This window comes from uncultured Ruthenibacterium sp. (assembly GCF_963558415.1).
Taxonomy (GTDB): domain Bacteria; phylum Bacillota; class Clostridia; order Oscillospirales; family Ruminococcaceae; genus Ruthenibacterium.
Genome location: NZ_CAUWGY010000009.1, coordinates 39928 through 58595 on the forward strand (window position 1 = coordinate 39928; position 18668 = coordinate 58595).

Sequence of the window (18668 nt, forward strand, 5' to 3'; positions counted from 1 at the left end):
AAAAAGAGCCTGTTTTTAACAGGCTCTTTTTTTATGTCTCGTGATCGAACCGATGCAGACTGTCTTGATAGGCTTTGCTGGTACGCAAACCGAAAAGCAGCAGGCTCATCACAAAGGCTGCGGCCAGCGTATCGCTGAGGAAATGCCGCCCCATCATCAATCGAGAGACGGCCATGCCTGCCACGTAACACCAGCACACCGCCCAGACCGCGGTTCTGCGTCGATTCCAAGCCGGCAGCACGTCGCACAAAAGCACCAGAGCAAAAATACCGCAGGCAGCCGCTGTATGGCCCGAAGGGAAACTGGACCCGCCGTTGCCAAAAGGTTCGAACCAGGAGGTAAAGGCGTCAAAATTTCCGGTCGCCAGCATCTCGTCAAACCGCGCGCGATTCCACACCAGTTTCAAAACATTGATGCACACATTGTCCAGAACCATATAGACGACAGCCCATCCCATGGCCGTACGAAGGCGGCCGCTCAGTTCCGGTCCACTGCGCGCCAATGTCCGGGCCAGCCATAAAGCCAGCGCCAACAGAACGATCCATACCGCTGCCGCGTGCAGCACTCCGTTGTCAATTCCCCGCTTTTGCAGATTGTTCACAGACACGGCAAACAGCGCTGCCGCGCCGACCAAACTCGCCAGACGCGCCATTACGCGCACCGCGCCTGTGCCGCTCAGCCACAGCCACACAAGAGCCGGCAGATACAAAGGATAATACCCAAAACACTCCATCCAGATGGCCGGATAAAAATTCGGCGCATAGATCGCATGATTCAGTGCAAGATCCCAGGCTGCGCCGCCCGCCATTCCCAACGCGAACAGAACAAGCCCCCAAACCCATGCAACGGGTCGTTTGTGCATATAAATTCCTCTTTCTACTCTTTTTTTCATCATATCATATTCTAAAGGATACAATCCAGAAAGAATCACCAAAAAATTTTTGAATAAGTTGTGAAATCTGCCCTTTATCCGTTGACTTTTTCCAAAAAATCGCATAATATACTTTGGTACATTAATCATTAGCTATGCTAACTATTAGGCAACGAAAGGAAGTTTCCATCTTGAATCAGGATGTCTCGCAGCCCACGCGGCTGTTCACCGTGATGGATCGGATGCGCAAAGTCTGGCAGAATCTGCGTCCCTGTCCGGATCTGACCAAAGCGCAATTCCGCACTTTGATGGTTTTGGCAAACGACGGAAAAATGCCCATGCTGGGGCAACAAGGGTGCACGCAGCCCAACCGTTCGGTTATGACGCTCTCTGCACTGGCCGCAGCAATGGGGCAGGCATTGCCGTCTATCAGCCAGCGCGTCAGTGGACTGGAGAGCATGGGATATGTGGAACGAGTGCCCGATCCATCGGATCGGCGCGTGTCCGGCATCCGAATCAGCGACCAGGGCATTTTGCTTTTGGAACAGGCCAAACGAGATATGGGGGCACGCATTGATGCCGCCACCGACATTCTGGGCAGCGACAATTTGGATCTGCTTTTGGATTTGCTGGAACAATTTGCGGCCGCATTGGATGCGTCGGCCGGCGAAAATGGAGGAGTGAGTCAAACATGTTGAAACTGAAGCGGTATATGAAGCCATATTTGGGCTTCCTGCTGGCCGCAGTTCTGCTGCTGTTCGGCCAGGCAATGCTGGAATTGGAACTGCCCAACATGATGAGTGACATCGTCAATGTGGGCATTCAGCAGGGCGGCATTACCCAGGCGGCGCCTGAGGCCATCGACGCCGACGCCATGACACTGATGAAACAGTTTATGTCTCAAGAGGACCAAGCGGCGGTGGACGCGGCCTACACCCCTTTTGGGGAATTGGACCAGGCACAAAAGCTGTACGAAACGTACCCGAATGCCGATGAAAACACACTGGCACTGACCGGTGACGATGAGGCCGCCTGTGCGGCGTTCAGCCGTTCTTCCTACGCTTTTCTGCAGGTTCTGGAACAGAGCGGACAAAGTTTTGGCGATGCCGAGTCTAAAACCATGGACATGTCCAAACTCGGCGATATCCTGCCCATGCTGGCGCAGATTCCTCAGGATGTAATCGACGACGCCATTGCCACAGCGGCGGTTACCCCGGACATGATGCTGGATCAAACGGCCGCTGTGTTCACAAAGAGTTTCTACGTACAGCTTGGCGCAGATACAGACGCCATCCAGAACCGGTATATCTTCGGCACCGGCGCCAAAATGCTGGGACTGGCGATCCTTTTGACCTGCTGTGCCATCGGCGCCGGATTCTGTTTGGCGCGCATGGGTGCAGGCGTGGGACGCGATCTGCGTCACGCAGTGTTTGAACGGGTCACCCACTTCAACAACGCAGAAATGGACCAGTATTCCACGGCCAGCCTGATTACCCGAACCACCAACGACATCACCCAGGTGCAGACATTTTTGTCCATGGGCCTTCGCATGATGTGTTTTGCCCCCATTATGGGCATCGGCGGCTTGATTATGGGCCTGTCCAAATGCGTATCTCTGGCATGGGTATTGGCTCTGGCTCTGATTTTGATGCTGGGACTGATTTTGATGCTGTTCACCGTGGCACTGCCCCGTTTCAAAAAAATGCAGATACTGGTGGACCGTCTGAATCTGGTCAGCCGCGAAGAATTGTCGGGCATGATGGTCGTGCGTGCTTTTGCAAACCAGGACTTCATGCAAAAACGCTTTGACAAGGCAAACCGGGATTTGACCAACAACACTCTGTTTGTAAACCGTGCCATGGCCACCATGTTGCCCTTCATGATGCTGGTGATGAACGGCGTCTCGCTGCTGATCGTATGGTTCGGCGGCCACCAGATCGCCGAGAGCAATATGCAGGTAGGCGACATGATGGCATTCATCCAATACGCCATGCACGTGATCATGAGCTTCTTGTTCATCAGCATGATGTTCATTATGGTGCCCCGCGCCACGGTTTCCGCCGAGCGTATTTACGAGGTCATCACCACGGAGAATACCATTAAGGACCCCGAAACACCCAAACATCTTGCTTCTCAGCCCCAAGGCGTGATTCGCTTTGAGGATGTCAGCTTCCGTTACGAGGGCGCAGACGCCAACGTGCTGGAACACATCAGCTTCACTGCAAAACCGGGCCAGACCACAGCTTTCATCGGGTCCACCGGTTCAGGCAAATCCACGCTGGTAAACCTAGTTCCCCGCTTCTACGATGTGAGCGAAGGCCGCATTACCATCGACGGCATCGATGTGCGGGATCTGACCCAGCACGAGTTGCGCGACGCCATCGGCTACGTACCTCAGAAGGGACTTTTGTTCTCCGGTACCGTGGCATCGAACTTGCGCTACTCGGACCACGAGGCCAGTGACGAGACTTTGCGCCGGGCGGCGGATGTGGCCCAGGCCACTGAATTTATCAATCAGTTGGAAGATGGGTTTGACACCGCCATCAGCCAGGGCGGTACCAACGTGTCCGGCGGTCAGCGCCAACGGCTTTCCATTGCCCGTGCGCTGGTGAAAAAGGCGCCCATCTACATCTTTGACGACACGTTCTCGGCGCTGGACTTCAAAACCGACGCCAAGCTGCGCAAGGCGCTGGCGGGATACACCGAGAACGCCACGGTGCTTTTGGTGGCACAGCGCGTGTCCACCATTATGCACGCCCAGCAGATTGTAGTGCTGGACGAGGGCCGCGTGGCCGGCATCGGCACCCACAAAGAACTGTTGAAAACCTGCAAGACCTACCGTGAAATTGCGGAAAGTCAGCTTTCAAAGGAGGAATTGGCATAATGGCACACGGTGCAAATCAAGGCCCGCGCCCCGGTGGACGCGGCCCCGGCGCAATGATGCCGGGCGAAAAAGCCAAAGACTTCAAAGGAACCATGAAAAAACTGCTGGCGTACTTGGGCAAATTTTTGCCCAGCATCATACTGGTGCTGGTGTGCGCTGCGGCTTCCACCATCTTTTCCATCTTCGGACCGAAGATTCTCGGCCAGGCGACCACCAAACTGTTTGAAGGTGTGATCGCTCTGCTCACGGGAACGGGCACCATCGATTTTGAGGCCATTGCCCAAATTTTGCTCTTTTTGCTGTGTTTGTACCTGATCAGTGCACTGCTGAGCTACATTCAGGGATGGGTGATGGCCGGTGTGGCCACCAAACTGAGCTATTCCATGCGCAAGGACATCAGCAACAAAATCGACCGCATGCCCCTGGCTTATTTTGACCGGGTGCAGTCCGGCGAGGTGCTCAGCCGCATCACCAACGACGTAGACACGGTGACCCAGACGCTGAACCAGAGTCTTTCTCAAATCGTCTCCAACGTGACCATGATGGTGGGCGTTTTGTGCATGATGCTCTCCATCAGCCCGGTGATGACTTTAGTAGCCCTATGCATTCTGCCTGTGAGCGTTGTAATCGTTATGAACGTGGTCAAGCGCAGCCAGCCTTATTTCCAGCAGCAGCAGGAATACCTGGGCCATGTGAACGGCCACGTGGAAGAGATGTACGGCGGGCATGTGATCGTCTCCGCTTTCAACGGCGAAGAGGACAGTCTGGCCACTTTTGACAAACTGAACGACCGGCTGTACAACGCGGCCTGGAAGAGCCAGTTTTTGTCCGGCATGATGATGCCTTTGATGAACTTTGTCGGAAACCTGGGCTATGTTGGGATTTGTGTGTTGGGCGGATTTTTGTCTTTGAATGGCACCATCACCGTTGGTGACATTCAGGCCTTTATTCAGTATGTGCGCCAGTTCACCCAGCCCATCAACCAAATCGCCAACATTTCCAACGTGTTGCAACAGACTGCGGCTGCGGCCGAGCGTGTATTTGCGTTTTTGGAAGAAGCAGAAGAGACGCCCGACGTTGAAAAGCCCCTGTCGGTGGATGTGGTCAAAGGCGAGGTAGACTTTGCTCACGTGCACTTTGGATATGTGCCGGAAAAGACCATCATCAACGATTTCTCCGCCATCATCAAACCCGGCCAGAAGGTGGCCATCGTAGGACCCACAGGCGCAGGCAAGACTACCATGGTCAAGCTGCTGATGCGCTTTTACGATGTGTCCGGCGGTGCGATTCTGCTGGACAAATACAACGTAAAGCAATTCCGCCGCAACGATCTGCGTGATATGTTCGGCATGGTGTTGCAGGACACCTGGCTTTACAACGACACCATTCGGGAAAATATCCGCTATGGCCGGCTGGGTGCCAGCGATGAAGATGTTTTGAACGCGGCCAAGGCCGCTCAGGTGGACCACTTTGTGCGCACGCTGCCCCACGGCTATGACACGGTGCTGAACGAGGATGCCACCAACATCAGCCAGGGTCAAAAACAGCTTTTGACCATCGCCCGCACCATCATTTCCGACCCGAAGATCTTGATTTTCGACGAGGCCACCAGCAGCGTGGATACCCGCACGGAGATCGCCATTCAGAAGGCCATGGACCACCTGATGGAGGGCCGCACCAGCTTTATCATTGCGCACCGGCTTTCCACCATCCGTGATGCAGACATCATCCTGGTTATGCGGGACGGTGACATTGTGGAAACCGGCAACCACGAAGAATTGCTGGCCAAGGGCGGTTTTTATGCCGAATTGTACAACAGCCAGTTCGCCACACCCGACGACGAAGCTGTATAAGAAAAATGAGCTCCGGGCATTGCCCGGAGCTCATTTTATTAAAAAAGGACCGCTTTGAAAGCGGTCCTTTTTGATGCAAAAGAGAGATTAGCCCTGCTCTTTCATCTTGGCGAAGCACTCGCTGCAATACACAGGACGATCCTCGCGGGGTTTGAAAGGCACACGGGCCTCTTTGCCGCAGGAAGCGCACACAGCGGTGAACATCTCGCGGGTGCCACGGGTGGCATTCTTGCGGGCATCGCGGCAAGCTTTGCAGCGCTGCGGCTCGTTCTCAAAGCCACGGCTGGCATAGAACTCCTGCTCACCTGCGGTGAACACGAACTCCTGGCCGCAATCTTTGCATACTAAGGTTTTGTCTTCGAACATAATGGGTATCTCCATTCATTAGTATTTGCCCGCGGAAGGATTTAAACCGACACCTTTGATCTGGGACCAACGCTCTGACTTTAAGCTACTAAGGGCATATGAAGACGCATCCGCGTCCGGGAAACATTATTTGAGTTTTGCGCGCACCCGCTGAAGCGCATTGTCCACAGCTTTCTGTGAAAGATTCAGCCGTGCGGCGATCTCACCGTAACTGCACCCGTCCAGAAACAACGCCAGCACCTGTTTTTCCCTGGCCGAAAGACGCGTGGCAATGCTGTGCAGCATGCTGGAATAGGCTTCCTGCGCCTCGGTCTGTTCTTCCGGACCAGGAGTCTGTCCCTCTGCATCCAAAGGGACGGACTCATTCAGCGGCGCATGCTTGCGGCGGGTGGCCGCGCGCTGCGCATCGGTAATGGCATTTTGTACGCACACATTGGCATAGGTGGAAAAGGAAGCGCAGCCGTCGGCATCGAAGTTCTCGATGGCGTGGAAAAGACCAATCAGGCCTTCCTGTACCGCATCGTCAAAAGCAAGCCCTGGACACACCGCACGAGACGCCAAAGCACGAATGGCCGGCATCTGCCAGGTGATGAGCGCCGCGAGCGCCGGTTCATCCCCCGCGCGGGCACGGCACAGCTTGTATTTGAGTTCGGAATCTTCCATTTTATTTCCCCGTATGCGTGCTATGTTTCTCATTTTACCAGCCCCGGCTTAAAAGTCAAGTAAAATCCGGTTTCTGGCAGAACTTTGTAGCATCCTCACAAAGAAAAGCCGGCGGCTATTGGGCAACATTTCCAGTTGTTTGTTCGCGCTCCACCGCCATTTCGCGTACGGTGACATTGCGAATCCATTTTCCGCTGCGCAGCCGGAAAAACGAAAAGATGGATTTAAAGATGCTGTCACTGCGCAGACACAAATACACCACCGTCACCGGGAGCTTCCAAACAATGCCTGTCAAGAAGCCCAGAGGAATGGCAATGAGCCACAACGTGCCGCACTCGTTATAAAAAGCGAACCGCGTATCGCCGCCGCCACGCAGCACGCCCACGATGCATGTGACGTCAAAACCGATGACCAGTTGCAGGATCGCCAACTCACGAATCAAAGAGGAGGCCGCGGCGTGGGTTTCGGCGCTGACGTGGTAGAAGCTCAAAAACAACGGTCCAATCACCAACAGGAACACGCAGTTCACCACGCTGACCCCTATTGCCAAAAGCAACAACGTATTGGCTACTTTTTGCACTCGGGCACGACTGCCCTCACCCACTGCTTTTCCGGTGATGACCGCCGCCCCGCTGGCAACGCCGGACAAGGTGACAAACGCCAGTTGGTTCAAAATACCCACAATGCTGTACGCGGCCATAAACACGCTGCTGATTTGCCCGATAATGACGCTGATCATGGAAAAACCTACGCCCCACAAAAGCTCGTTTCCCAAAACCGGCATGCTGTGCTCAATATAACTTGGGAACATTTCCCGCTCTTTGCGCAAACAATCGCCCAGACGGAAACCTACCACACGCTCTTTGCGGTACATATAAATCAGCACCATCACAAGTTCGGAGCAGCGGGCCAGCACGGTACCCACCGCCGCACCGCGCACTTCCAGCCGCGGCGCGCCAAAGGCACCGAAAATAAACACGTAATTGAAAAACACGTTTACAAAAAAGCTGATGGCGTAGATGACGGCACTGACCTTGACCTGCTCCACCGCTCGCAAACTCATCATGTAATTGTTGGAAACACTGTATGGCACATATGAAAAAACCACCAAAGTCAAATAGGACACGGCCGCCTGTACAATGGCTTCATCTTTCGTGTACAGCCGCGCAATGGTTTGCGGAATCAGCAAACAGATGGCCGTCATGGCCAGAGCGGCCACAAAGACAAGCTGCATACTGATGCGCATTACTTTTCGAATACTGTCCGTGTCCTTGCGGCCCCAGTACTGGGCGATGAGCACCCCGCCGCCCGACGACAGGCCGAAACCAATGGACATCAAAATGGAAAAAGGCTGGCCACCCACATTGGCCGCACTGATGGCCACATCGCCAAAACTGCCCAGCATCACACTATCCATCAGGTTTACGCCAAAGCTGATCATATTTTGCAAGGCGATGGGAACGGAAATTGCGAGCAGCGAGGCAAAAAAACGCCGCTCCAAAATGAAATGATGTTTTAAGGTTTGTACCATAGATCCTCCTTATTGATTTTTACGCTTGTTTTTGTTCTCCTTTCGGCTGTTTCATGGTCAGGGCAATACGTTTTTTCGCCACATCTACGCTGAGCACCCAGACGGTGACCACGTCGCCCACCTTCAGCACCTCGCCCGGGTGGCGAATGTACCGATTTGAAATTTGGCTGATATGCACCAGACCGTCCTGATGGACGCCGATGTCCACGAAGGCACCAAAGTCAATGACGTTGCGCACGGTGCCTTTCAATTCCATGCCGGGCAAAAGATCTTTCAGATCCATCACGTCCGTGCGCAGCAGCGGTTTGGGCAGGCTGTCGCGCATGTCCCGGCCGGGACGCAAAATCTCCGCGATGATGTCCTCAAGGGTGGGAACACCCACGCCGATTTGCTGGGCAAGACCGGAAAGACCGATCTCCTTTGCTTTTTGAGGCAGGGTCTGTACTGCGTCGGTACCGATGTCCTGCACAGAGAACCCGCACACTTCCAGCAATTTTTCCGCCGCGGCATAACTCTCCGGGTGAACGGCAGTTGCGTCCAGTTTGTTTTTGGCCCCGGGCACCCGCAGAAAGCCCGCGCACTGTTCAAAAGCTTTGGGTCCCAGTTTGGACACCTTTAAAAGCTGTTTGCGGGTGGTAAATGCGCCGTTCTCCTCCCGGTATTTTACAATGTTTTTGGCGGTGGCGGCGGTCAGGCCTGCCACACGGTTCAAAAGAGGCGCCGACGCGGTGTTCAAATCCACGCCCACGGTGTTCACGCACGCCTCCACCACGCCATCCAGCGCGGCGGACAATTGCGCCGGCGGCATATCGTGCTGATACTGGCCCACGCCCACGGCCTTGGGATCGATTTTGACAAGCTCGGCCAAGGGGTCCTGCAGGCGGCGGGCAATGGACACCGCACTGCGCAGGTTTACGTCGTATTCCGGGAACTCCTCGGCCGCCAGTTTGGATGCGGAATACACGCTGGCGCCCGCCTCGCTGACCACCATGTAACTGACCGGACGCTCCAGCTCCCGAATGACCTCGGCAGCGAAAATTTCCGTTTCCTTGCTGGCGGTGCCGTTGCCGATGGCGATGATCTCCACGCCGTACTTTTCAATCAGCGCTTTCACCTTGCGCTTTGCTTCGTCCACGCGTTTAAATTCCGGCACCGGATAGATGACTGCTGTATCCAACACCTTGCCGGTGGGGTCTACCACGGCGGTTTTGCAGCCCATGCGATAGCCTGGGTCCAGCCCCAAAGCCACCTTGCCTTTGATGGGCGGCTGGAGCAAAAGCTGTTCCAGATTTTTGGAGAACACACGGATGGCGCCCTCGCAGGCCTTCTCTGTCAGGCCCGCGCGAATCTCCCGCTCCAGGCTGGGATGAATCAGACGCGCATAGGCGTCGGCCGCGGCCTCGCGCACCTGCTGGCCGCACAGAGAATCGTTTTTCACCGTGCGCCGGTACACCAGATCCAGCGCGCGCACGCTCTCCACTTCCACACTGACTTTCAAAAATCCTTCGCGCTCGCCCCGGTCCACGGCCAGGACCCGGTGACCCGCCATTTTGGAGGCCGGTTCCGAATAGTCGTAATACCCGGAATACACGCTGTCCTCGTCTTTTTTGGCGGCCTTGCTGACCACCAGCGCCGTGGCGGTGTAAAAGTTGCGCAGCGCGGCGCGAATGTCGGCGGAGTCGGAGATGTTCTCGGCCAGAATGTCCCGGGCACCTGCCAGAGCAGCCTGCACATCGGGCACTTCGTCGGTTACAAAATCAGCCGCTAATACCGACGGGTCGTCGCCGGTGTGCTGCTCGGCAATGCGGACGGCCAAAGGCTCAAGTCCCTTGGCCTTGGCCACACTGGCCCGTGTTTTCCGTTTGGGTTTATAAGGACGATAGATGTCTTCTACTTCGGCCAAAGTCTGGGCCTTTTCAAGCGCCGCGGCGATTTCATCGGTCATGGCGCCCTGCTCTGTGATGGAGTTGGCCACCGTTTGTTTTTGCTCGTCCAGTTTGCGCAGATAACTCAGCCGCTCGTCCAGTTGACGAAGCTTCTGGTCATCCATACTTCCGGTGGCCTCTTTGCGGTAGCGGGCGATAAAGGGAATGGTATTGCCCTCGTCAATCAAATCCACGGCCGCTTGTACGCGGGCCGGGTCCAGTTCCAGTTCTTTCGCAAGGATCTGTGCGTAATTGGTCATAATCGTTTCCTCAATTTCCTTTTTTCTTTTTGCGGCGGATCAGCACGGCGGCTGTGTACACCACCCAAACAGCCAGCGCGGTCAGCGCTACGGTGGAGCTGGCCCGCAGGCCCGGTGTACTGTAATGGAACTCGATATGGTTCTGCCCGGCGCTGCACAGCACTGCGCACATGCCGCCGGAAACTTTCTCCACCTTTACCTCTTCGCCATTGACCGTGGCGCTCCAGCCCTCGTCGTAAGGCACGCTGAAGAACACCAGATTATCGGCATTCAGCTCGATGGACGCGGTGAACCCCTCGCCGTTGGCCTCAAAGTCCGTCACGGCCTCCGTCCGGCGCTTATTCACATCCCAGACGTATCCGTCGTAATCCAGATTCATGCGGTCATCGTTTGTCACGGGCTCCATGAGATGGCCGTAGGTCTCGGCCTGCTCCTCGCTCAGGCCAATGGCCCGCACCAGCATGTTGGCCCGGTCCGCCTCCGCCATGCCCAGAAGGGTATTGGGGTCGTTGTTTGCGTCTTCTTCGGAATCACTGCCCATGAGAATGTATTTATCGTAGGCAAAGCCCATGGGCAGTTCGTTTTCATTGTAATAGTACGTATACGTATCGTCACTGAAGGCATACGTGTAACCATAGGAGCCGTACTTCTCCTCAAACTCGGCGGTGCTGTCATGAGGCATCATCACATACTTGACGCCCAGAAGCCCGCGCAGAGCGTATTTTTCATGGTCCGGTTTTGAGGATACATCCCGCTTGACCCCCAAGTTGGGATAAAACTCCATGATGGACGGCGAAACCGTACTGTTAAAACACAAAAGTGTGGGCCGTTTCATCCACAAACTTAAATTGTCAAAGCAATCGTAAGTGTCCACCCGGTAGAAGCTGTCGTCGGGCCAGTCGATGTTCTGGGCCGCCTCGTAACACTCGGAGCGGTAATTCTTGTCTCCTTCCCACTGAGGGAATTTTCCAAGGCTGATGTGCACCACCGAGTAAAACACCGAAAAGCCCAAAATCACTGCCAAAAGCGTAGAGGTCATGCGGCGGCGGTCATGCCCCCAAAAACGCAGCACCCCGTAGAACAGCAGCAGACCGAGAATGGCCGTCAGGTAGGACAGCCAGAACTGGGCCTGATTTTGCACCACGCCGATGCTCCAGACGCCGTCCTCTTCTTTTGGCACCAGTGCGAACACCGCATAGGCCAGCGTGATGGCGACCACAGGCCGGAAACCTTTTTGCAGATCGATGTCCTCATCTTCACACGCGTGCATGGTGGCGGCGCACAAAATTAGAATGGGCATGTAGTACCAGCGGGCGTAATAGCTAGAATTGAGGGCATAGAACGAAGAGTTCAGCACCGGCACCATGGCCATCAAAAAGCACACCGAAAGGATGCGCTTCCAGCTCGTTTTCTGGCGGCAGCGCAGATAAGCCATGCCGCCCACAAAGCCAACCACCGGAAGATAAGCGGTCATGCTGGTGTGCTTGATGACCGCGTCGGTGAAGATGTTGGGCAGATACGTGGGGTCCGGCGGCAGGAACAGCGAGGTGAAAATGGCAAAATACTGCTGGACCCGGCCGTACAAAAGCAGGCCGAATCCGTCGGACATGCTCACGGTGCGGGGATTGTCCATCAAACTCAGCGCCGCAGGCCACAAAAGCACGCAGCCCATGGCCACGCCCAACAGCGACTCAAAGGCCAGCAGGAAGAACTTTTTCGGCCGGATGCGGTACGCGCGGCAGGACAGCTTTGCGAAAAAGTAAATGAACAAAAATACGATCTGCCCGGCAAAGAAGAAATAGTTGTTGACTAAGTTCAGCGCCACAGTCACCGGGAACAGCGCGTGCACATCGTCGTACATATACTTGTCCAGCGCCCACAAAAGCAGCGGGAACAACGCGATGCAGTCCACAAAGTGGTTGAAAAAGGTATTGTACACCGTAAAGCCGGAAAAGGCGTACAGGCACGCGGCGATGACGGCCCAACTTTTGGTTTTTGCATAGCGGTGCAGCCACATATAGGCGGTCAGGCCGCACACGCCGAATTTCAAAATCAGCAGCGGAACCATCAAAAAGGGCAGCGCCTTGGCCGGGAACAACGTGCTCAGCCAGAAAAAGGGCGAGCCCAGCAAATAAAAGGAATAGGAGTTCACCGCCGAGGAACCAAGGTCCGTTTCCCAGCTCCACTGGCCGGCGGAATTTTTTACAAAATCGTTCATATAAGCATAGAACGGAATCTGCTGCGAGTTGAAATCGCCGCAGTACTGGAACAGTCCCTTGTCAATGATGACAAAAGGAAGGTAAATCAGCGCGGCCGTAGCCACACAAATCAGAAAGGTAAAGAGATACCCATTACCCAGATTTTCACGTTTCAGAGTTTTCATTCGCACATACTCCCGGTTGTTGTGTTATAATAACCCCAAAGCCGACGCGTTCGGCTTTGGAAATGCGGTTTTGTGGTGGCCGCATTGCAAGTCTGCACATCGAACGATGCGCCCCACAGGCAAAGAAAAGCGGCCGCGGCCGCCTTCTATACAATAAACGAAGAAAGGCAGGAAAATCTTCCCGTGAAAGTATATCCCTTCAATGCGCTTTTGGCGCGCATGAAATACATTTCCCGCTGGGGCCTGATGCGCTCGGCCCGCACCGAAACCCTCAGCGAGCACACAGCCGATGCGGCCATTTTGGCCCACACCCTGTGCCTGATCGCTCAAAAACAGTTTGGCCAAAATGTGCGTCCGGAAACCGTGGCCGTGGCCGCTTTGTACCACGACGCCAGCGAGATCATGACCGGCGACATGCCCACGCCCGTCAAATACAAGACCGAATCCCTGCGCAAAGCCTACAAGGCGCTGGAAAAAGACGCGGCCCTGTCCATCGCCGGGCTCTTGCCCGAGGCGCTGCAGCCGGAGATGGCCGGCTATCTGACCGGCGAAGTGCTGAACGACAAGGAAAAACAGCTTTTGAAAGCCGCCGACCGCCTGTCCGCCTATCTCAAGTGCATCGACGAAGAGCGCTCTGGCAACCGGGAATTTCGCGGTGCCAAAGCCCAACAGGAAGCGGCCATCGACGAGATGGACTGTCCTGAAGCCAACTATTTCATGGCCCATATGCTGCCTTGCTATCACTGGACACTGGACGAGCTGAGTTCGGGCGAACACGCCGAATGACCGTTACTCTTGCAGCGCCCAGGCGTGCTCGATCACCCGGTCCAAATCGGTGAAATGGACCATGGAACAGCACTCTCTGCGCAAAGATGCGGCGCCCCGCAACCCGTGCATGTACCAGGCCGCGTGGGTGCGGGCCTGCTGCATGGCCACCCGCTCGCCCTTGTCCTCGCACATGTCGTAGATGTGTTTTCGCAAAGTGGCAAACCGCTGGTTCAGGGTGGGCGGCTGCGGAATCGGCTGCCCTGAGAGCGCCGCGCGAATCTGGCCGAACAGCCATGGGTTGCCCATGGCGCCCCGGCCTACGGCCACGCCGTCGCAGCCTGTGGCGCGCAGCAAAGCCAGCGCGCTCTCGGCACTGGTCACGTCACCGTTGGCCAGCACCGGAATGCGCACCGCTGCTTTGATCTTTGCAATTTCCTCTTCGTGGATGCCCGGGTTGTACATCTCCTGCCGGGTGCGTCCATGCACCGTCAACAGAACGATGCCTGCGTCCTCGCAGCGCTTGGCCACTTCCACGCCGGTGAGCGTATCCATGTCCCAGCCGATGCGCATTTTGGCACTGACCGGATAGGAACCCGCATTCTGCACCACGGCCCGGGCCACCTGCCCGGCCAACTTCGGGTCTTTCAAAAGTGCCGACCCAGCCCCGGAACCAGTGATCTTCGGCGCCGGACAGCCCATGTTGATGTCCAAAAAGTCAAAGGGCACGTGATATTTGCCCCCGGCGGTCATGGCCGCCGCCTCGCCCATAGACTGTGGTTCGGCCCCGAACAACTGAATGCCATAAGGTGCATCCCCGCCGCCCCCGGCCATCAGCCGCGGGCTTTTTTTGTCTCCAAAGGTCAACGCCTTTGCGCTGACCATCTCGCTGACAGTGCAGCTTGCGCCGTGGTGCGCGCACAAAATGCGCATGGTGGTGTCGGTCACGCCCGCCATGGGCGCCAGCGCCGCACCGGGCGCCAGGGTCAAGGACCCCAATTGAATTGTATTCGCAAACTTTTCCATAACTTAATTATTGTATCATATATTCATGATTTATGGTATAATATTTTCAAATTGCCGCGCTGTGCGGCCATCAACCTAAAACATCGGAGGTCTCGCTTTGAAACTTCTTGTACTGGACGGAAACAGCATCGTCAACCGGGCCTTTTACGGCATCAAGCTGCTGACCACAAAGGACGGCCGCTACACAAACGCCCTGGTGGGCTTTATGAACATTCTTTTGAAACTGCAGGCCGAGCAGAACCCGGACGAAGTGGCCATCGCCTTTGATTTGAAGGCGCCCACCTTCCGCCACAAACTGTACGACGGCTACAAGGCTCAGCGCAAGGGCATGCCCCAGGAACTGGCCGATCAGATGCCGGTTTTGAAAGAGCTTTTGGCCGACTTGGGTTATCAAATGGTCACCTGTGAGGGCTACGAGGCCGACGACATTTTGGGCACCCTCAGTGCCGCGTGCGAAGCGCGGGGCGATGAGTGCGTACTGGCTACCGGAGACCGGGATTCTTTGCAGCTCATCGGGCCCCATACCACCGTGCTGCTGGCTTCCACCCAGATGGGAAAGAGCGTGACCATCCCCATGGACGAGGCCGCTGTACAGGAGAAATACGGTGTGTCGCCCCGGCAGCTCATCGACGTGAAAAGCCTGATGGGCGATACTTCGGACAACATTCCGGGCGTGACCGGCGTGGGCGAAAAGACTGCGCTGGCCCTGATTCAGGCCTTCGGGTCCCTGGAGGGAGTATACGAAAATCTGGACGATGCACGCATTAAAAAAGGCGTGCGCGAAAAACTGGTGCGCGACAAGGCACAGGCCGAGATGAGCCTTGCCCTGGCACGCATTGACCGGGCCGCGCCCGTGGCCACCGAGGCCGGCACGTATGTAAAAAGCCAGCCCGACGCCGCCGCAGCCAGTGCCCTGTTGACCGGGCTAGAGATGTACTCGACTTTGGAAAAACTGCATCTGGACAAGGCCGATGTTCCGGCTGTCCAGGCGGAGCCTTTGCCCCAGGTGGAACTGCTGCCTTTGCCCGCGCTGCAAAAGGGACCGGTGTTCCTCTATTTCGAGGGCGACGCCCCCATTATTGTAAATCAAGGCAAGGTTTATACTTCTAGTATAGATTCTCCCGTTTTTTTGGATCTTTTGGCCGACGAAAGCATTCACAAAGAATGTTTTGATGCCAAACTCTTTTACAAAGCTGCGCTGACGGCCCACCGGCAGGCCAAGGGCATCGTATTTGACGCCAAACTGGCCGCTTACCTTTTGAATCCATCCGCCAGCGAGTACACCATCGCCCATCTGGCGGGGACCTACGGAGTGAAGGCTGCTTTTGCGTGCGAGGCGGCCGAGGCGGCGGTTTTGGAACCTCTGTGCGGGGTGCTGCGCCAGGGCTGCGCAGACCAGGGCATGGAGAAACTGTTGGACGACATGGAACTGCCCCTGTCCGAGGTGCTGGCCCAGATGGAATACACGGGCATTCAGGTGGACAAAGAGGGCATCGAGGCCTTCGGCAAGGAGCTGCAAACCGCTTTGAGCGAAGAGCTTGCGGCCATTTACAAAGAAGTGGGGTACGAATTCAACGTAAACAGCCCCAAACAACTGGGAAAGGCACTGTTTGAGGACTTGGGGCTGCCCACCCGTAAAAAGACGAAAAGCGGCTATTCCACCAACGCGGAAGTGCTGGAGAGCCTGCGCAAATACAGCCCGGTCATCGACCACATTTTGCAGTACCGCACCTATCAGAAGCTGAACTCCACTTACGTGGAAGGACTTTTGAAGGTGATTGGGCCGGACGGGCGCATTCACTCCACCTTCAATCAGACGGAGACCCGCACGGGACGCATTTCCTCAAACGAGCCGAATTTGCAGAACATTCCCGTGCGCACCGAGCTGGGCAGCCGGTTCCGCCGGTATTTTATCGCGCCTGCATCCAGCACCTTGCTGGACGCGGATTACAGCCAGATCGAGCTGCGCATCATGGCGCACATCTCGGGGGACGCCCACATGCGCCAGGCCTTTGCCGACGGCGAGGACATTCACCGGGCCACTGCGTCCCGCATTTACGGCGTTGCGCCCGAGCAGGTGACGCCGGCCATGCGCTCCTCGGTGAAGGCCATCAACTTCGGCATCATTTACGGCAAGGGCGCTTACAGCCTGTCTCAGGATCTGGGCATCTCGGTGAAAGAGGCCGAGGCGTTTATTCACGCCTATCTGGGAGCCTATCCGAAGGTGAAAGAATACATGGACGCCACCGTGGCCTTTGGCAAGGAGCACGGATACGTGGCCACGCTGTACGGCCGGCGCCGGGCGCTGCCGGAGCTGGCGGCCAGCAATTTCAACGTGCGGGCGCAGGGCGAGCGCATGGCGTTGAACACGCCCATCCAGGGCACGGCGGCGGACGTGATCAAATTGGCCATGGTGCGGGTGTTCCGCCGTCTGCGGGACGAGGGGCTGCGCGCCCGGCTGATTTTGCAGGTACACGACGAACTGATCGTGGAGTGCCCGCTGGAAGAAAAAGAACAGGCCGCCCGTATCCTGGGCGAAGAAATGCGCAAGGCAGCGGATCTTTCGGTGCCGCTGGTTGCGGATGTGAACAGCGGCGACACCTGGTACGCCGCCAAGGGATGAGCGCCGCGGTGCGGGGCATGCGCCCCGAGGACGCGGCGGTGGCCGCCGCGCTGGAGGCAACGGTGCCGGACTCCTGGAGCGAGGAATCCATCCGGCAGACCTTGGCACAGGGGCACTGCTGTGTGGCCGAGGCCGAGGGGCGGATTGCGGGACTGTGTCTGTGCGGACTGGTGCTGGACGAGGCGTCTGTGTACGCGGTGACCGTGGATGCATCTTTTCGCCGCCAAGGCATCGCCCGGGCCATGCTAAGCTGGATGTTTTCCCATCTGGCAAGCCAGGGGGCCAAACGGGTGTATCTGGAAGTGCGCAGTCAAAACGTGCCGGCCCGGGCACTGTACAAAGCGCTTGGGTTTTGCGAGGCAGGGCTGCGCCGGGGCTTTTACCGAAATCCCGCTGACGATGCGGTTCTGATGACAAAGGAGCTGTGAGAAAATGGAACTTGTGTTGAAAATTGTAGGCGGCATCTTTGCGGCACTGGGCGCGGTGTTCGGATTTTTGGGACTGTTTTTATTGTACAAATTGAGTTTTACTCCCATGCTGGTCTTTTGCGCTTTGGGCGGCATTTTTCTGGCGGTGGGAATTGGCCTGCTGGTTGCGCAAAGTCAGATTCGCCGGCGCCGGGCGCGGCTTTTGGATGAGGGACAGCGCATCCTGGCGGACATTGTGGAAGTGGGATACGACACGCGGGTGTGTGTCAACGGTCGGTACCCGCTGGTCATTCGCTGTCAGGCGGTCAACCCCGCGGACGGGTGCGTATACGTGTTTCAGAGCCAGGCGTTCTGGTTTGATCCCGCGCCGTTTCTGGGCGACCGGACGCAGCTTCCGGTGTATGTGGACCCGGACAATTACCGCCATTACGCCGTGGACACCGAAGGAATTGTGCCGGCCAAAGGATGAGGAAGGAAGAGCAGCATGAAAATATTGGGCATTGAATCCAGTTGCGACGACACCTGTGCAGCGGTAGTGGAGAATGGGCGGACGCTCTTGTCCTCCTGCATTGCCTCCAGTGCGCAGGAGCAAAATCTGTACGGAGGTGTTGTTCCGGAAATTGCCAGCCGCCGCCACATTGAAAATATCTCTGCCGTGGTGCAAAATGCGCTGGACCAAGCGCATTTGACCATGGACGACATCGACGCAGTGGCCGTGACCTTTGCACCGGGGCTCATCGGCGCGCTGCTGGTGGGGGTCAACTTTGCCAAAGGACTCAGCTATGCGGCCGAAAAGCCGCTGATTCCGGTGCATCATCTGCGGGGGCACGTGGCCGCGCTGTATCTGACCTGCCCGGATTTGGAGCCGCCCTTTTTGTGTCTTGTGGCCAGCGGCGGCCACAGCCACACCGTATGGGTGGAGAGCTACACAAAATTTAAGGTGCTGGGCCGCACGGTGGACGACGCCGCAGGCGAGGCCTTTGACAAGGTGGCCCGCACCCTGGGGCTGGGATACCCCGGCGGGCCGGCGGTGAGCAAGGCGGCCCTTGGCGGAAACCCCAAGGCCTATCCCCTGCCCACGCCCCACGTA

At 56.5% G+C, this 18668-nt stretch carries 15 protein-coding genes; 8 read left to right on the top strand and 7 right to left on the bottom strand.

The features are described 5' to 3' along the window. Positions 1-31: 31 nt before the first annotated feature. Positions 32-862 carry a phosphatase PAP2 family protein gene (locus AB5H98_RS02940; protein WP_367924424.1) on the bottom strand — a complete coding sequence of 277 codons (831 nt, stop codon included), beginning with the start codon at positions 860-862 and terminating at the stop codon, positions 32-34. 200 nt (positions 863-1062) lie between these two features. On the opposite strand from AB5H98_RS02940, the gene AB5H98_RS02945 reads away from it, so the two are divergent. The 3 genes from AB5H98_RS02945 to AB5H98_RS02955 are packed head-to-tail and all read left to right on the top strand — an operon-like array spanning position 1063 to position 5608. Next, the gene (locus tag AB5H98_RS02945) at positions 1063-1569 is read left to right on the top strand and encodes a MarR family winged helix-turn-helix transcriptional regulator (protein WP_367924425.1); all 507 of its coding nucleotides are present in this window, start codon (positions 1063-1065) and stop codon (positions 1567-1569) included. Further along, the gene (locus AB5H98_RS02950; protein ID WP_367924426.1) at positions 1563-3755 is read left to right on the top strand and encodes an ABC transporter ATP-binding protein; all 2193 of its coding nucleotides are present in this window, start codon (positions 1563-1565) and stop codon (positions 3753-3755) included. Before AB5H98_RS02945 ends, AB5H98_RS02950 begins: the two co-directional genes overlap by 7 nt. Beyond that, positions 3755-5608, top strand: a complete 1854-nt coding sequence (locus AB5H98_RS02955; RefSeq protein ID WP_367924427.1) for an ABC transporter ATP-binding protein — start codon at positions 3755-3757, stop codon at positions 5606-5608. Before AB5H98_RS02950 ends, AB5H98_RS02955 begins: the two co-directional genes overlap by 1 nt. Positions 5609-5695: 87 nt before the next feature. On the opposite strand, the gene AB5H98_RS02960 is transcribed toward AB5H98_RS02955, so the two are convergent. The 5 genes from AB5H98_RS02960 to AB5H98_RS02980 all read right to left on the bottom strand — a co-directional run bounded on the left by AB5H98_RS02960 (position 5696) and on the right by AB5H98_RS02980 (position 12736). Beyond that, on the bottom strand, positions 5696-5974 hold the full coding sequence (locus AB5H98_RS02960; RefSeq protein WP_349215108.1) for a zinc-ribbon domain containing protein: 279 nt from the start codon (positions 5972-5974) through the stop codon (positions 5696-5698). 126 nt (positions 5975-6100) lie between these two features. Beyond that, a complete protein-coding gene (locus tag AB5H98_RS02965; RefSeq protein WP_367924428.1) occupies positions 6101-6637 on the bottom strand; it encodes a sigma-70 family RNA polymerase sigma factor in 537 nt (178 codons plus the stop codon). 115 nt (positions 6638-6752) lie between these two features. Next, positions 6753-8168 carry an MATE family efflux transporter gene (locus AB5H98_RS02970; protein ID WP_367924429.1) on the bottom strand — a complete coding sequence of 472 codons (1416 nt, stop codon included), beginning with the start codon at positions 8166-8168 and terminating at the stop codon, positions 6753-6755. 19 nt (positions 8169-8187) lie between these two features. Beyond that, complete coding sequence (locus AB5H98_RS02975) at positions 8188-10353, bottom strand: Tex family protein (protein WP_367924430.1); 2166 nt, start codon at positions 10351-10353, stop codon at positions 8188-8190. 10 nt (positions 10354-10363) lie between these two features. Beyond that, the gene (locus AB5H98_RS02980) at positions 10364-12736 is read right to left on the bottom strand and encodes a YfhO family protein (protein ID WP_367924431.1); all 2373 of its coding nucleotides are present in this window, start codon (positions 12734-12736) and stop codon (positions 10364-10366) included. A 75-nt stretch (positions 12737-12811) separates the two neighbouring features. On the opposite strand from AB5H98_RS02980, the gene yfbR reads away from it, so the two are divergent. Then, on the top strand, positions 12812-13522 hold the full coding sequence (gene yfbR, locus AB5H98_RS02985; RefSeq protein WP_367924432.1) for a 5'-deoxynucleotidase: 711 nt from the start codon (positions 12812-12814) through the stop codon (positions 13520-13522). A 3-nt stretch (positions 13523-13525) separates the two neighbouring features. Here yfbR and dusB read toward each other — a convergent pair whose 3' ends face one another. Continuing rightward, complete coding sequence (gene dusB / locus AB5H98_RS02990; RefSeq protein ID WP_367924433.1) at positions 13526-14527, bottom strand: tRNA dihydrouridine synthase DusB; 1002 nt, start codon at positions 14525-14527, stop codon at positions 13526-13528. A 97-nt stretch (positions 14528-14624) separates the two neighbouring features. On the opposite strand from dusB, the gene polA reads away from it, so the two are divergent. The 4 genes from polA to AB5H98_RS03010 form a co-directional block, all read left to right on the top strand. After that, entirely contained in the window at positions 14625-17150 is a 2526-nt protein-coding gene (polA, locus tag AB5H98_RS02995; RefSeq protein ID WP_367924434.1) for a DNA polymerase I, read from the top strand. Further along, positions 17147-17578, top strand: a complete 432-nt coding sequence (gene rimI, locus AB5H98_RS03000) for a ribosomal protein S18-alanine N-acetyltransferase (protein ID WP_367924435.1) — start codon at positions 17147-17149, stop codon at positions 17576-17578. The genes polA and rimI overlap by 4 nt, the downstream gene beginning before the upstream one ends. Positions 17579-17582: 4 nt before the next feature. Then, the gene (locus tag AB5H98_RS03005) at positions 17583-18047 is read left to right on the top strand and encodes a hypothetical protein (RefSeq protein ID WP_367924436.1); all 465 of its coding nucleotides are present in this window, start codon (positions 17583-17585) and stop codon (positions 18045-18047) included. Positions 18048-18062: 15 nt separating this feature from the next. Then, positions 18063-18668: tRNA (adenosine(37)-N6)-threonylcarbamoyltransferase complex transferase subunit TsaD (locus AB5H98_RS03010; RefSeq protein ID WP_367924437.1), on the top strand; the 606-nt coding region annotated here is incomplete at its 3' end.